Below are 14,160 nucleotides of genomic sequence, written 5' to 3' on the forward strand. Positions count from 1 at the left end.
GCGGTTTCGGCGGCAAGATTCATCGCGCGCGCAGCTATTCGCTCGCAAAGAGGCCGCTTTCCTGTGCGTCGAGCATTTCCAATGCCTTGCCGCCGCCGCGCGCGACGCAGGTCAGGGGATCCTCGGCCAGCACGACCGGCAGTCCGGTCTCTTCTTCGATCAGCCGATCGAAATCGCGCAGCAGCGAGCCGCCGCCCGTGAGCACGATACCGCGCTCGGCCACGTCGGAGCCAAGCTCCGGCGGGGTCTGCTCCAGGGCCATCTTGATCGCGTGGACGATCATCGAGAGCGGTTCCTGCAGCGCCTCCAGGATCTCGTTGCTGTTGAGCGTAAAGCTGCGCGGCACTCCCTCGGCGAGACTGCGGCCCCTGACTTCGATCTCCAGTACCTCATTGCCGGGGAAGGCGGTTCCGATGGTGTGCTTGATGCGCTCGGCCGTCACCTCGCCGATCTGGGTCCCGTAGTTGCGACGCACATAATTGATGATGGAATCGTCGAAGGTATCGCCACCGACCCGGACCGACTCCGAATAAACGATACCGTTGAGCGAGATCACCGCCACCTCGGAGGTGCCGCCGCCAACATCGATCACCATGCAACCGCGCGGCTCGTGCACCAACAATCCGGCGCCGATGGCGGCCGACATGGGCTCCTCGATGAGATAAACCTCGCGCGCGCCCGCGCCGGCGGCGGATTCCTTGATCGCGCGCCGTTCCACCTGGGTCGAGCCGCAGGGGACGCAGATGAGCACCCGCGGACTGGGCTGGAACATGCGCGACTCATGCACTTTGTGAATGAAGTATTGCAGCATCTTTTCGGTGACCGTGAAGTCGGCGATGACGCCATCCTTCAGGGGCCGGATCGCGGTAATGCTCTGCGGGGTACGCCCGAGCATCTGCTTGGCTTCCTCGCCGATTGCGACCACCGATTTGCCGCCTCCCGTGCGCTCGTGACGAATGGCGACCACCGAGGGTTCATTGAGCACGATTCCCTGCCCGCGGGCGAAGATCAGTGTGTTGGCGGTGCCAAGATCGATCGACAGATCGTTCGAGAACATCCCGCGAATGCTTCTGAAAAACATCAGGTAGTTACCTTGCAAGGGGTGAGGAACGCCAACCTTCGTTCGGGCATCCTCAACGATGAGTCGGTCAGGATTTCAGGAATCAAATCCAAAGGGTAATTGGGCGGCTAATCTAGCAATGCAGGCGAGGATCGGCAAGGTATTGGGGGAGACCGTTCCCAATGACAGGCATCCCGGATCCGCCGAGGCGAGTTCCACCACCCACGCCCCTATGCTATTTTGCGGGACTTTCAGCCAACGCTAGGATCGCCATGTCACTGGATCGTTCCGACATCGAAAAGATCGCGCATCTGGCGCGGCTCGCCATCGCCCCCGAACAGACCGAGCGCTACGCCGCCGATCTCTCCAACATTCTCGATCTGGTCGCCCGGATGGACGCCGCCGACACCGAGGGCGTCGAACCCATGGCGCACCCGCTCCACATGACACAGCGGCTGCGGCCGGACGACGCCACCGAGCCCGACCGGCGCGCCCTGTTTCAGGCCATCGCCCCGCTGACCGAGGGCGGGCTCTATCTGGTTCCGAAGGTCATCGAATAATGCAGAACAAGACGATCGCCCAACTTGCCGCCGATCTGCGGTTACGTACCTATTCCAGCGTCGAACTGACGCGGCATTATCTGGACCGGATCGAGCGGTTCGACCCGCGTCTGAACAGCTTCGTCACGGTCGCGGCCGAGTCCGCGCTCGCCGCCGCCGAACGGGCCGACCGCGCGCTCAAAGCCGGCGATTCCGGCCCGCTGACCGGTATCCCCATCGCCCATAAGGATATCTTCTGCACCGCCGGGATCAAGACCAGTTGCGGCTCGCAGATGCTCGACAACTTCATCGCGCCCTACGATGCCACCGTGGTCGAGAAACTGGCCGCCGCCGGCGCGGTGGTGCTCGGCAAGACCAACATGGACGAATTCGCCATGGGGTCGAGCAACGAGACCAGCTTTTACGGTCCGGTTCGCAATCCCTGGGACGAGAACAGGGTGCCCGGCGGATCCTCGGGCGGCTCGGCGGCGGCGGTCGCGGCCCATCTGTGCGCCGCGGCCACCGGCACCGACACCGGCGGCTCCATCCGCCAGCCCGCCGCACTGTGCGGCATCACCGGCATCAAACCCACCTACGGGCGCTGTTCGCGCTGGGGCATGATCGCCTTCGCGTCCTCGCTCGACCAGGCTGGCGTCATGGCTCGCTCCGCCGCCGATGCGGCCTTTATCCTCGACGAGATGGCCGGCTTCGACCCGCGCGATTCGACCAGCGCCGAGGTTCCGGTGCCGGATTATGTCGACGCACTGGATAACGACCTCAAGGGACTGCGCATCGGTCTGCCCAAAGAATACTTCGGAGCCGGACTCGACAGCCGCATCGCCGCCTCCATCCAGGACGCCATCCAGGAATATGAGCGCCTGGGCGCCGAGATCCGCGAGATCAGCCTGCCCAACAGCCCGCTGTCGGTACCCGTCTACTACGTGGTCGCACCCGCCGAGTGCTCATCCAACCTCGCGCGATTCGATGGCGTGCGCTACGGCCATCGCTGCGAGAACCCGAGGGATCTGGAAGACCTTTACAAGCGCAGCCGCGCCGAAGGCTTCGGGGCCGAGGTCCAGCGGCGCATCATGATCGGCACTTACGTGCTGTCCGCCGGCTATTACGATGCCTATTATCTCAAGGCGCAGAAGATTCGTCACCTGATTGCCGACGATTTCAAACGCGCCTTCGCGCAGGTCGACGTCATCATGGGTCCCACCAGCCCCACGACTGCCTTTCCCGTCGGCGCCAAAATGGACGATCCGGTCGCCATGTACCTGAACGACATCTATACGATCGCGACCAATCTGGCTGGCTTGCCGGGGATGTCGATTCCGGTTGAACCCGTGGACGGCTTGCCGGTCGGGCTACAGATTATCGGCAATTATTTCGAGGAGGCGCGGTTGCTCAATGTCGCGCATCGCTTCCAGCATGTGACGCATTGGCATCAGGCGGCTCCCAAAGGATTCGAGTAAGTATCGAGCCATGTCCATTGCCGACGGGAAAGCCTGATGTCTCATCATTGGCGCAGGCCGGCAGCGATGCACTGGCGTCTCGGTCTGTTGGTGTTGCTCGCGACCGGCGCCTTGATTCTGTCGTCATTGCCGGCGCGTGCGCGCGAGGCCGTGACCCTGCAACTGAAGTGGACCCATTGCTTTCAGTTCGCCGGTTATTACGCCGCGCAGGAACAGGGGTATTACCGCGAAGCCGGACTCGATGTGCGGTTCGAGGAAGGTCTGCCAGGGGTCGATGTGGTCGGACGGGTAGTGTCGGGCCAGGCGGACTATGGCGTTGGCACCAGTAGCCTGCTGCTCGCCCGCGCCGCCGGAAAACCCGTGGTGGCGCTCGCGGTGATTTTGCAGCATTCGCCGCTCGTGCTGATCGCTCGCCAACGGCAGGCGGCGCAAAGCATTCACGATCTCGTCGGCAAACGCGTGATGATCGAGCCCGACGCCGATGAAATCCTGGCCTATCTCAAGCGCGAGGGCATTCCTCCCGAGCGTTTGATTCAGCTCGATCACAGCTTTGAGATCCAGGATCTGATCGACGGTCGGATCGACGCCCTGACCGCCTATCTGTCGAACGAGCCCGAACTGCTCGACCGTCTGCACGTCCCCTATCAAATGTATACGCCACGCTCGGTCGGGATCGATTTCTACGCCGACAATCTGTTCACCTCGGAGCGGGAACTCCAGGCCCATCCCGAGCGGGTCCGCGCGTTTCGCGCGGCGAGTCTGCGGGGCTGGGAGTATGCGCTGGCGCATCCCGAGGACATCATCGAGCTGATTCTGACGAAATACGCCGGGCGCGACACGCGCGAGCACTACGCCTTCGAGGCCGTGCAACTGCGTCCGCTGATTCGCGCGGACCTGATCGAAATCGGTTACATGCACCCAGGGCGTTGGGCGCACATGGCCGAGACCTACGCCGAGATCGGCTTGTTACCTGCCACGGTCTCTCTCACGGGGTTTCTTTATGACCCCCACCCCGAGGCGGATCTCACCGGGCTCTACCTGATTCTTGCGACGGCCCTGGGGTTCGCGGGTGTCGTTGGTGGCGTGACGCTCTCTATTGGCCGCGTCAACCGGCGGTTGCGCCGCAGCCTGAGCGACCTCCAACAGGCCAACGGCCGCCTGGCGGTGTTATCGACGGCCATCGAACAAAGCCCAGCCTCTGTCGTGATTACCGGACCGAACACCGTCATCCAGTATGTCAATCCGGCATTCGTGAAGATCACCGGCTATTCGGTCGCCGAAGCGATCGGCCAAACCCCCAGGATTCTGAAATCGGGGTTAACCGAGCCGGCGACGTTTCGGGAGATGTGGAGCCATCTGCAAGGCGGCGAGCCGTGGAGCGGCGAACTGATCAATCGTCGCAAATCGGGAGAGGTCTACTGGGAAGAAGCCCATGTCGCCCCGATCAAAGACCGCACGGGTCAAACCACCCACTACGTCGCGGTGAAGCTCGACATTACCGAGCGCAAACACGCCCACCAGCAATTGGATTATCTGGCGCACCACGATGCGATGACCCATCTGCCCAACCGCATCCTGTTCTTTGAGCGCGTCGCGCAAACGCTGACGCTGGCCAAGCGGAACCGGACCAAGTTCGCCCTGCTGTTGATCGACCTCGACAAATTCAAGCCGATCAATGACACCCACGGCCATGCCGTTGGAGATCTGGTCTTGCTGGAAACCGCCAAGCGCCTGTCCGGTAGTGTGCGGGAATCGGACACGGTCGGTCGGATCGGCGGGGATGAGTTCGTGGTGTTGTTGCCCCATATCGGCAGCGCGGATCATGCGACCATCGTCGCCAACAAGATTCGCCAGGCGCTGAAGCAGCCGTTGACCGTCGCCGAGACCACGCTCTTCATTTCGTCGAGTATTGGCATCGCGGTCTATCCGGAGCACGGCCAGGACCAACTCGCATTGACCACGCATGCCGACAGTGCCATGTACGCCGCCAAGGCGAGCGGTCGGGACAAAGTCAAGGTATTTAGGTGATTTCCAGGAAACCTTGTCCCCGTGATCCGCCCGGTCATAGACAGGATGAACAGGATTTCGCAAGATTGACAGGATGTTGAAACGTGCGTGACGGGGTGAATACCCCGTCACGCTCCGGAATTCATACAAGACCGGGATAAACAGCGTGAAACCCAGCGAATCGCGGCGTCGCTGCTGAGTTGCGCGCTGACTCAACCCAGCCCGCGGCGCTGACGTGATTTAGCGGCGGACGCCGATGCGGTTCACGCCGCCATTCCAATTGCCGGGCTTTGGAGCGACCACTGCGCGGGCTACGGGGGCCACGACCACCGGCGCGACGGGTACGCCGGGGCGCACCACGCAGCCCTTCGGTACACCCGCGGTTTTGCAGTACACGACAGCGTTAGCGGGCGCGACGACGAACGTCAAGGTGAGAGCAAGGGCGGGAAAGAGAATGAAGCGGTTCATCATTGACTCCTGCAAGCGAGAGGTTATCGTCGTATCGGATAGCGGTCGGGAAATCCCGACCGCTGTGATTGGATACCTTCAGCCTCCAACATGCAACCCGCTTTGCAACGTCGAATCCGCAAGAGAGCCCCATCGGTCCGGTCGGTTAGAACATTGGAGATAGCCGTCCGGCCCCTGGCGCACGTCGCGCACCCGGCTGTGCCGATGGTCAGCTTCTCCTCGCCGATCACGTGTTCTCCATCGAGATCGATGCGGCGGATCTGGCCAAATTTGAGCGAACCGCTGAAGAGATCGCCCTTCCAGTGCGGGTGGTTTCATGGATTGACTCCTCGTGTCGCGTCACGATCCGGGACGATCAAACCGCCGTGGTGCCGGCGGGCAACTCGGAAGGCGCCTCGCCCCGCGCCTTGAGTTCGTCGAAGGGATCTGGTTCGCGTCGGACATAGCCGACATCCCTGAGCTTGGTCAGATACTCGAACCACAACGGCTGCCAGGCACGCCCGAGCTTGTAGAGATACTGCCAGTCATAGAGGCCGGAGTTGTGCCCGTCGTCAAAAAAGAGCTTGATCGCGTACTGGCCGACCGGCTGGATATCCGTGATTTTTACCCGCTCCTTGCCGACCTGGAGCTTGGCCGTCGCGGGCGAGTGGCCGCGCACCTCCGCCGATGGCGAATAGACCCGCAGGTATTCGCATGGCAGACGGAACCGGGCGCCATCGTTGAAGGCAAGCTCCAGCACCCCGGATTGCTGGTGCAGATTGATCTCGGTGGGGAGTGGATGTTGGTCCATGAGCGGGTTTTATCGCAAACCGTGAGTATTTGTCAGACTACAAGTGGGACTCCCCAGGGCCGACTGCAAGACGGCGGTCATCCCCGGCCAAGGGGCGCGATCGTCAAGGCGGGCGGGTTGGTTGGTCTCGTAGAGACAAGGCATTGCCTTGTCTCTACACCGTCGCCGACAACGCCATCCGTACTGCCTGATCAGGCGGCATCAGCCGGGTAGATCGTTCAGTCCGCCGCGCCCATGCCCCGCGCCCGCTCGACCCGCTGGGCGAGTTCGTCCGTCCCGACCGCCGGGCCGGTCAACTCTGGCCAACCGCAACTGTGGCGCGCGATCAGATCGGCCAGCATCTCCAGATGATCGGGGTTGTCGTTCAGACAGGGGATGTAGCTGTAGTCCTGGCCGCCCGCGTCGAGAAAGAGATGCCGGTTCTCTTCGTCGATCTCCTCGATGGTCTCCAGACAGTCCGCCGAGAACCCCGGCGAGAGCACCTGTACCGATTTCACGCCCGCCGCGCCCCAGTCCTTGAGGGTCGTGTCCGTATAGGGCTTGAGCCACTCCTGTTTCCCCAGGCGCGACTGAAACGAGAGAAACCAACGCTCGCGCGCCAGCTCAAGCCGCTCGGCGACCAGTCGCGCGGTCTTTTGGCACTGACAATGATAGGGATCGCCCTGCTCGAAATAGTCCTTGGGGATGCCATGGAAGGAAAACAGCAGTCGCTCCGGTTCGCCGTGCTCGGCCCAGTGTACGCGGATACTGGCCGCCAGCGCGTCGAGATAACCGGGCTCGTCGTGATACTGGTTGATGAAGCGCAGTTCCGGCAGCCAGCGCCAGCGGGAGAGTTCGCGCGTGACGCCATCGAAGGCCGACCCCGTGGTGGAGCCGGAATACTGCGGATAGAGCGGAAACACCAGGACGCGACGGGCATTGGCCTGTCGCAACTCGGCCAGGGCCGAGGGGATGGATGGGTTGCCATAGCGCATCCCCAGGGCGACCTTGACCGGTCCCGGAAAACGCTCGGTCAGCAGACCCTGAAGCGCGCTAGCCTGGCGTCGAGCGATGGCGAGCAGCGGCGAGCCGTCGGCGGTCCAGACGGATTGATAGGCTTTGGCGGAGCGCGCCGGACGGGTGCGCAGGATGACGCCATGCAGGATCAGCCACCAGGGCAGCCGTGCCATCTCCACCACGCGCGCATCCCAGAGGAATTCGGCCAGATAGCGGCGCACGTCGGGCACGTCGGGCGTGTCCGGAGTACCGAGATTGGTCAGGAGAACCCCCAGGCATTCCGGGGTGTCGTGGCGGTAATCGGGTGTGTTGACGAAGGTCATCCAGTGGTCTCGGATTCGGCCTGTTCGGACAGGTAACGATAGAGCGCCCGGAAGCGCACCGGGTCCGGGGTGCCGAACAGCGGGTCTTCAACGGTCGGAGCCTGCGCGGCGAGCGACTCCCAATCCCCGTCGTCGAGCCTTTGCAGGGCAAGCGGATAGGCGTCGCTATCCTCCATCATCATGTGCGTGCGCAGGCTGGCGACCAGCTCGCGGCCATCCGCCTCGACATCTTCGCGCAGCAGGACTTCCTCGTTGAGGATGCCGTTGAGCGACTGGCGAAAACGCTTGCAGACCTGGCTCAATCCGGGATGCTGGCGCATCAGCAGTTCGAACAGTTCGGGCTGCGTCACGCCTTTGTCGAGGGCACGCTGAAACACCAGATCCTCGGTCGGGTGATGGACGATGTCGGCATAGCTGTCGAGATATTCGAGCATCTCGTTCATCAGGTCGTAATCGGGCTCGGCGCCTTCATGGAAGCGATCGAGCAGACCATCGAACAGCGCGAGAAGCTGTGTCTGCCGGGCGTGGTCTTGCGTAAGTCGTTGCATCAACGCATGCATGGGCCTTTTCCTCAGAAGGGCAAGTGCCAATAGTTGGATATGCCATCATCGCGACCGTTTCCAAGCGGCGATCCAGCGCCAGACGCCCCCTTCGCGCTGGCTCTGGCCGGTGGCAACGTAACGCAGCGCATGGATGTTCCGCAACAGCCAGTCCATGCGCCAGCGCGCCTCCTCGCGACCGCAGAAGAGCAGTCGGTCGCCTTCGCCCAGCCGTTCCTCCGGTCCCGGCAGCAGAATAAATACCTCGTTGCGGACCAATAGCAGGGGCAGCGCCGGCAGTCGGTTCGCGCGCTCGCGGGGGTCGCGCAGCAGGGTGTCCAGGGTGACGCTCAAGCCGCGATCCTCGGCTTCGCAGAGTGCCGGCGTCTGTTTTGCATTGATGCCGAACTCCCAGACATAGGGCATGCGCTCGTCGGCCAGCGCAACGATTCGGCTCACCAGCTCGCAGGCCCAGGTCTCCTCCTGAAACCGCGCCAGGTTGGAGAAATCCGCCAGCAACGGATTGACCAGCCGAACCCGGATGCGGTTCGCGATGATGGCGCTGGGGTGCATGATCGCATGTGCGCCGACCCGATCGAACAATTCCTGATTATCCAGATGATTTTCGCGGGCGATCACGAAGAGGTCGGGTTTCAGGGTCAGCGCGGTCATGACGATGGAGAGATTGTCGGCGTCGTGATCGGTCCCGGCCACCAGTCCCACCGCCCGTTCGATCTCCGCCTGTTCCAGGGTCACCGCCTCGGTGCCGCGTCCATGGACGACGCCCTCCGCCGGAATGCCGGTCTTGTGCGGCGCGGCCTCGATGACCGCGATCGTCAATCCCTGCTCCTTGAGATACTTGTACATCGCCTTACCGAAACGGCCGTATCCGCAGATGATCCAGTGTCCCGTGTTCGGCGGATACAAGGGCTCGGTCAGCGCCTCGTCCCCGGCCCCGGACAGCCAGTTGAGGAGGAGCGTCAGGCAGGGCGCCTGGATGGCCACGGCAATATAGAGCGCGAAGATGTCGAAGGGGTCATAGATATGATCGGTGCCGAAGGAGGCCATGTTGGCCTCGATCTCGTGCGAATCGGCGCGGCAGATGACCTTGACCTTGGGCCGCAGCAGTTTCGCCGCGATGGCGATCTTGAGATTCGCCTCGTTGACATTGGTGAGCGCCACCACGCCCTGACACATCGGGTGCTTCAGGCCAGCGGCCTCCAGCGTACTGGGGCTGCGCGCGTCCGCGCAGAGTGCGGGCACATATTCGCGATGATTGTCGAGCTGGAGCAGATTGATCCGATCAGGATCGATGTCGACGACCACTGCATGACGATGACGATCGGTGAAGGCGCGCACCAGCGCGCCGCCGGTCTGGCCATAGCCGCAGACCAGGTAGAAGGGGGCGTGCATGCGCCGCACGCGATTGCGAAAACGCCGCTCCAGGATGGCGCGCTGGAAGGCGCTGTCCTGCAACAGCGCGATCAGCGTCCCGATGGCGTAGATCCACACCGCGACGGTGAAAAAAACCGAGACGGAGACCCACAGGCGCTGGGCGTCGGTGAAGGCATTCGGCAGTTCGCCGAAGCCGATCGTCGTCGACATGTAGCTGACGAAATAGAAGGCATGAAACAGGCTTGTCGTCGTCGGGCGGCCAGCGGCGTCCTGGGCCGGAATCAGCGCCAGCACCGCCATCGCCAGCGCATAGACGACGATCAGGGTCAGCAGCGGCGCGCGCATGCGCCGCAGGATGAGAAAGATGATCGTATCCATGCCGGACGCGGTTCAGCGGCGCAGCATCAGGGTCTCGATCATCAGCAGGATGACGGAGACCACATTGGCGATCATGGCCCCGCCGGCGAGCGAGACGATGCTGGCCATGACCGAGGGAGTCATGCCCGCTTCCGTGACATGGACCGCGATGGTCCAGACCAGGGTCGCGGCCAGCAGTTGCAGCATGGCGACCAGGCTGGTGGCGATCAGCACGGCGCCAATCTGGGTACGATCGCCGAACTTGAGGATGGTCGCGATCAGGTTGACCACTACGACGGCGAACAGCTCCCAGGCATGGTGGTGGTCTGGGTTGTCGATCTCGCCGACGAAAAACCCGAAATTCAGGGTCAGGGCAAGCACGATGAAAAAGCCGAAGACGACCTTCTCTGGATTCATGGGGCGGACTCCCGGGCGATGGGACAAGGATGTTCGGCGCTATTGTCGCGGGTTGCGGGCAAAAGGCAATCGATTGGCTACAGATCCTCTGCCCGGTTCGGGTTATGCTCCCCACTTTCGTCAATGGCGCCCGATCGCCCATCGTCCCCGTACTCAGCCATGCCGCAGCCCGCCGACCTGATCCGTCTCTCCGAACTTCCTCATGACACCCCGGCGCGTCTGGCCGAGATCCGCGGTGGGCGTCATCTGACCCGTCGTCTGATGGCGTTGGGATTGCGGCAGGGCAGTCTGCTTCATATTGTGCAGCACCGCAGCCAGGGTTTGGTGCTGGCGAGCGGCGAGGCGCGGATTGCCGTGGGCACCGGGATCGCCGACAAGCTCTGGGTGGCGCTTGGCGCCACCAAGCCGGAGGGCGATCCGACGACGTTGTCCGCTCCCCTCGATGGCGCGGCGGATCTGAACCGTATCGACCCGCAACCGGGACAGTAACCACACGATGAGCATCGTCTCCAAGCGCCCCGATTCGTCGGTGACCCCGCGCCCGCTCACCGTGGCGCTGGGCGGCAATCCCAACTGCGGCAAGTCCGCGCTCTTCAATGCGCTCACTGGCATCCGCCAGACCACGGGCAACTGGCCGGGCGTGACGGTGGAGCGCAAGGAAGGCGCGCTGGAACTGGATGGCCGACGGGTGCGGGTGATCGATCTGCCGGGGATCTATTCCCTGGATGCCAACTCGCTCGACGAGGTGGTCACGCGCGATTATCTGCTCAGTCGCGAGGCCGATCTCATTGTCAATGTCGTGGATGCGGGCAACCTGGAGCGCAATCTCTATCTGAGCGTGCAGTTGCTGGAGATGGGCGTACCGATCGTGGTGGCGCTCAACATGATGGACGTGGCCCGCAAGCGCGGCACGCGGATCGATGCCGGCCAGTTGTCCGCCGCGCTCGGATGTCCGGTGGTGCCGGTGGTGGCGGTCACCAAGGAGGGGTTGACCGAGTTGCAGGCGCGTCTGCTGGCGGTGGCCGAGGGACGCGAGCCGGCGGGTCTGGCGCTGGCGCACGGTGACTGTGTCGAGGAGGCGGTCACCGCTCTGCTGCCCTTGCTGACCGATGTCTCCGACCGGGCCAATGCGCGCTGGCTGGCCCTGAAGCTGCTGGAGTCCGATCCGATCGCCGAGCAGGCGGTCGGGGCCGAGGCGCTGGCGCGCGCGGCCGACTGCCGCCATCAGATCGCCGAACGCACCGGCGAGGACGCGGACCTGCATATCGCCGATACCCGTTTCGGTCACGCCCACATGCTGTGCCAGCGGGTGGCGCGTCAGAGCCATCGGGTCGGGCGCACGCTCTCCGACCGCATCGATCATGTGGTCTTGAGCCGAAGCTTCGGCATCCCGCTGTTTCTGCTGATGATCTATCTCATGTTTATGTTCACCATGAACATCGGCGGGGCCTTCATCGATGTCTTCGATCTCGCCGGCCAGGCGTTGTTCGTGGATGGTTTCGGCACCCTGCTCGGGAACCTGAACGCGCCGGACTGGCTGATCCTGGTGCTGGCCGATGGCATCGGCGGCGGTCTTCAGGTCGTGGGCACCTTCGTCCCGATCATCGCGAGTCTCTACATCGTCCTCTCGATCCTGGAGGACAGCGGCTACATGGCGCGCGCGGCCTTTGTGATGGACCGCTTCATGCGCTCCATCGGGCTGCCGGGCAAGGCGTTCGTGCCGTTGATCGTGGGCTTCGGCTGCAACGTCCCGGCGGTGATGGCGACCCGCACGCTGGAGAACGAGCGCGAGCGCAAGCTGACCATCCTGATGAATCCCTTCATGTCCTGCGGCGCGCGCCTGCCGGTCTATGCGCTCTTCGCCGCCGCCTTCTTCCCGCACTCGGGTCAGAATCTGGTGTTCGCGCTCTATCTGACCGGCATCGCCGTGGCCCTGCTCTCCGGTCTGGCGATGAAGCATACCCTTTTGAAAGGCGAGAGCGCGGGTCTGCTGATGGAGCTTCCGCCCTATCATCTGCCCACGGTCAAGGGCGTGCTGCTGCGCACCTGGGACAGGGTGAAGCTCTTTCTGCGCGAGGCCGGCAAGGTGATCGTGCTGATGGTGCTGGTGCTCAACGTGCTCGACACTGTCGGCAGCGACCTGAGTCTGGGCAACCAGGACAGCGACCGCTCCATCCTGGCCGCCGCGAGCCGTGCCGCCACCCCGCTGTTCGCGCCCATGGGCATCCGCGAGGACAACTGGCCGGCAGTGCTGGGCGTCTTCTCCGGCGTGCTGGCCAAGGAGGTCATCGTCGGCACGCTGGATTCGCTTTATGGCCGGCTGGCCACCGAGGACGCGACCGCGCGACTGCTCCCTGGACAGGCGCCGCCGCAACCCGAACCCTTCGATCTCTGGCGCGATCTGGGCCGGGCGGGCGCCTCGGTGGGCGAGAATCTATCGGCGCTTGGCGCGCGTCTGCTCGATCCGCTCGGGCTCGATGTCGGGGATCTGAGCGATGCCGACACCGCCGCCGCGCAACAGGGCGTGCAGAGCGGTACCTTCGGCGCCATGGCCGCGCGCTTCGACGGCCAGGCGGGAGCCTTCGCCTATCTGCTGTTCGTGCTGCTGTATTTTCCCTGTGTCGCGACCATCGGGGCCATCGTGCGCGAGGCGGGCACGGCCTGGGCGGTCTTCGTCGGCTTCTGGACCACCGGGGTCGCCTTTCTGACCGCGACCATCTTCTATCAGGCGGCGATCTTTGAGCGCGCCCCGCTGGTGTCGAGTCTCTGGGTCGGCGGCGGACTGGCGCTGTTTGCGGGCGTGCTGGTCGCGCTGCGTCTCTGGGCGCGGGATGTCGATTCTTAACGCTGAGTCGAGACTCGCCTGATGACGGCCTTCGAGACCAACGCCGACGACGCCCTTGGCGCTTGGCCGATTTGTGGCCTGGCGCGACGCTTCCCCGCCAAGGATCTGTCGACGCTGGAGGTGCTGCTACGCGAATATGCCCATCGTCTACCCGGCGATCTTCCGCGCGGCGTTACCTTTGTGCGCGAGGGTGGGCCGGATGACGACTTCTACATGGCGACCGATGGCAAGGGCGGTTTTTGGTTTCGCGAGGTCGAGCACCAAGGTTCAACTCGCGACGCGATCTGTTCGGCGGTCTGGCGGCGTGCGCGGAACTCGCGGCATGACGCGCGAAGAGGAATACGCGCTGGAATCCCTCTGGCATGAAATCTGGCATAACCGGCAGACGGGTAACGCAGGCATCAAGACGCTTGAGCCGCAACATCCAACTCGGCGATTTGCGGAAACGCTGAATCAAGCCGTCGCCCGGCTAACCTATCCGCGTTTCCTCGAGCGACTTGGAGGAACAGCCAGTCATCAGGCTTGGGTGCTTGAGAACGGGTATTCCTATTCGAGAACCGTGCGCCGCTTATGGGCAATTGTTCGCCGCTGCGGGCTTGATCCAGTCGGCGTGGCGGGTGATTTCGCGGCGATCAATGCGCAAGGAAATCTTTTGTCAGCCACCGACCTGATGGCGAAACAGCTTGCCAAGCGGTCAGGGATTGGCAAGGCCATGATTCATGCCGCCCTGGACGCCCTATCGGTGCGCGATGATGCCGCATTCACGGCTTTACTGGACGATATCAAATCATTGTGACAGAACTCAAAGCGCAGATCGTCGTCCTCGATCCGGCGCGCGTAGGCATCCGCGCGCGCGCCATCCCGGCGCATCGCGAACAACATACTCAATCCCGCCAGCGCGTCGTCTGGTGTCACTCTCTCCAGATATCGCTCCTTTCCAAACGGCCCC

The 14,160-nt window shown here is 63.4% G+C and carries 14 protein-coding genes; 7 read left to right on the forward strand and 7 right to left on the reverse strand.

Annotated elements, in window-relative coordinates; translation table 11 throughout:
• Positions 1-34: 34 nt before the first annotated feature.
• On the reverse strand, positions 35-1,081 hold the full coding sequence (locus CCR95_RS19260; RefSeq protein WP_201097496.1) for a rod shape-determining protein: 1,047 nt from the start codon (positions 1,079-1,081) through the stop codon (positions 35-37).
• A 251-nt stretch (positions 1,082-1,332) separates the two neighbouring features.
• On the opposite strand from CCR95_RS19260, the gene gatC reads away from it, so the two are divergent.
• From gatC to CCR95_RS19275, 3 genes are all read left to right on the forward strand, one after another.
• Positions 1,333-1,620 (forward strand): Asp-tRNA(Asn)/Glu-tRNA(Gln) amidotransferase subunit GatC, encoded by a 288-nt coding sequence (gene gatC, locus CCR95_RS19265; protein WP_201097498.1) that lies wholly within the window; start codon positions 1,333-1,335, stop codon positions 1,618-1,620.
• Entirely contained in the window at positions 1,620-3,074 is a 1,455-nt protein-coding gene (gatA, locus tag CCR95_RS19270) for an Asp-tRNA(Asn)/Glu-tRNA(Gln) amidotransferase subunit GatA (RefSeq protein ID WP_201097500.1), read from the forward strand. Before gatC ends, gatA begins: the two co-directional genes overlap by 1 nt.
• Before the next feature lie 66 nt (positions 3,075-3,140).
• On the forward strand, positions 3,141-5,102 hold the full coding sequence (locus tag CCR95_RS19275; protein ID WP_201097504.1) for a GGDEF domain-containing protein: 1,962 nt from the start codon (positions 3,141-3,143) through the stop codon (positions 5,100-5,102).
• Positions 5,103-5,321: 219 nt separating this feature from the next.
• Here the strand turns inward: CCR95_RS19275 and CCR95_RS19280 are convergent, their stop codons facing one another.
• From CCR95_RS19280 to CCR95_RS19305, 6 genes are all read right to left on the reverse strand, one after another.
• Positions 5,322-5,549 (reverse strand): hypothetical protein, encoded by a 228-nt coding sequence (locus CCR95_RS19280; RefSeq protein ID WP_201097505.1) that lies wholly within the window; start codon positions 5,547-5,549, stop codon positions 5,322-5,324.
• Positions 5,550-5,904: 355 nt separating this feature from the next.
• Complete coding sequence (locus tag CCR95_RS19285) at positions 5,905-6,339, reverse strand: gamma-butyrobetaine hydroxylase family protein (RefSeq protein WP_201097506.1); 435 nt, start codon at positions 6,337-6,339, stop codon at positions 5,905-5,907.
• Between the two features lie 218 nt (positions 6,340-6,557).
• Positions 6,558-7,658, reverse strand: a complete 1,101-nt coding sequence (gene hemH, locus CCR95_RS19290) for a ferrochelatase (RefSeq protein ID WP_201097508.1) — start codon at positions 7,656-7,658, stop codon at positions 6,558-6,560.
• The gene (locus CCR95_RS19295) at positions 7,655-8,206 is read right to left on the reverse strand and encodes a hemerythrin domain-containing protein (RefSeq protein WP_338115444.1); all 552 of its coding nucleotides are present in this window, start codon (positions 8,204-8,206) and stop codon (positions 7,655-7,657) included. The genes hemH and CCR95_RS19295 overlap by 4 nt, the downstream gene beginning before the upstream one ends.
• A gap of 57 nt (positions 8,207-8,263) precedes the next feature.
• A complete protein-coding gene (locus CCR95_RS19300; RefSeq protein ID WP_201097512.1) occupies positions 8,264-9,970 on the reverse strand; it encodes a potassium channel family protein in 1,707 nt (568 codons plus the stop codon).
• A 12-nt stretch (positions 9,971-9,982) separates the two neighbouring features.
• Positions 9,983-10,366, reverse strand: a complete 384-nt coding sequence (locus CCR95_RS19305) for a DUF6394 family protein (protein ID WP_201097514.1) — start codon at positions 10,364-10,366, stop codon at positions 9,983-9,985.
• Between the two features lie 159 nt (positions 10,367-10,525).
• Here CCR95_RS19305 and CCR95_RS19310 point away from each other — a divergent pair, with 159 nt between their 5' ends.
• From CCR95_RS19310 to CCR95_RS19325, 4 genes are read left to right on the forward strand one after another with little or no spacing between them, the layout of a single operon-like run.
• Positions 10,526-10,855, forward strand: coding sequence for a FeoA family protein (locus CCR95_RS19310; protein ID WP_201097516.1), 330 nt, complete (start codon positions 10,526-10,528; stop codon positions 10,853-10,855).
• Between the two features lie 7 nt (positions 10,856-10,862).
• Complete coding sequence (feoB, locus tag CCR95_RS19315; protein ID WP_201097518.1) at positions 10,863-13,211, forward strand: Fe(2+) transporter permease subunit FeoB; 2,349 nt, start codon at positions 10,863-10,865, stop codon at positions 13,209-13,211.
• Positions 13,212-13,232: 21 nt separating this feature from the next.
• Positions 13,233-13,577, forward strand: coding sequence for a hypothetical protein (locus CCR95_RS19320; protein ID WP_201097520.1), 345 nt, complete (start codon positions 13,233-13,235; stop codon positions 13,575-13,577).
• Positions 13,534-14,007 (forward strand): hypothetical protein, encoded by a 474-nt coding sequence (locus CCR95_RS19325; RefSeq protein ID WP_201097522.1) that lies wholly within the window; start codon positions 13,534-13,536, stop codon positions 14,005-14,007. Before CCR95_RS19320 ends, CCR95_RS19325 begins: the two co-directional genes overlap by 44 nt.
• Positions 14,008-14,160 lie beyond the last annotated feature (153 nt).

Source organism: Thiocystis minor (genome assembly GCF_016653465.1).
Classification (GTDB): Bacteria; Pseudomonadota; Gammaproteobacteria; order Chromatiales; family Chromatiaceae; genus Chromatium; species Chromatium minus.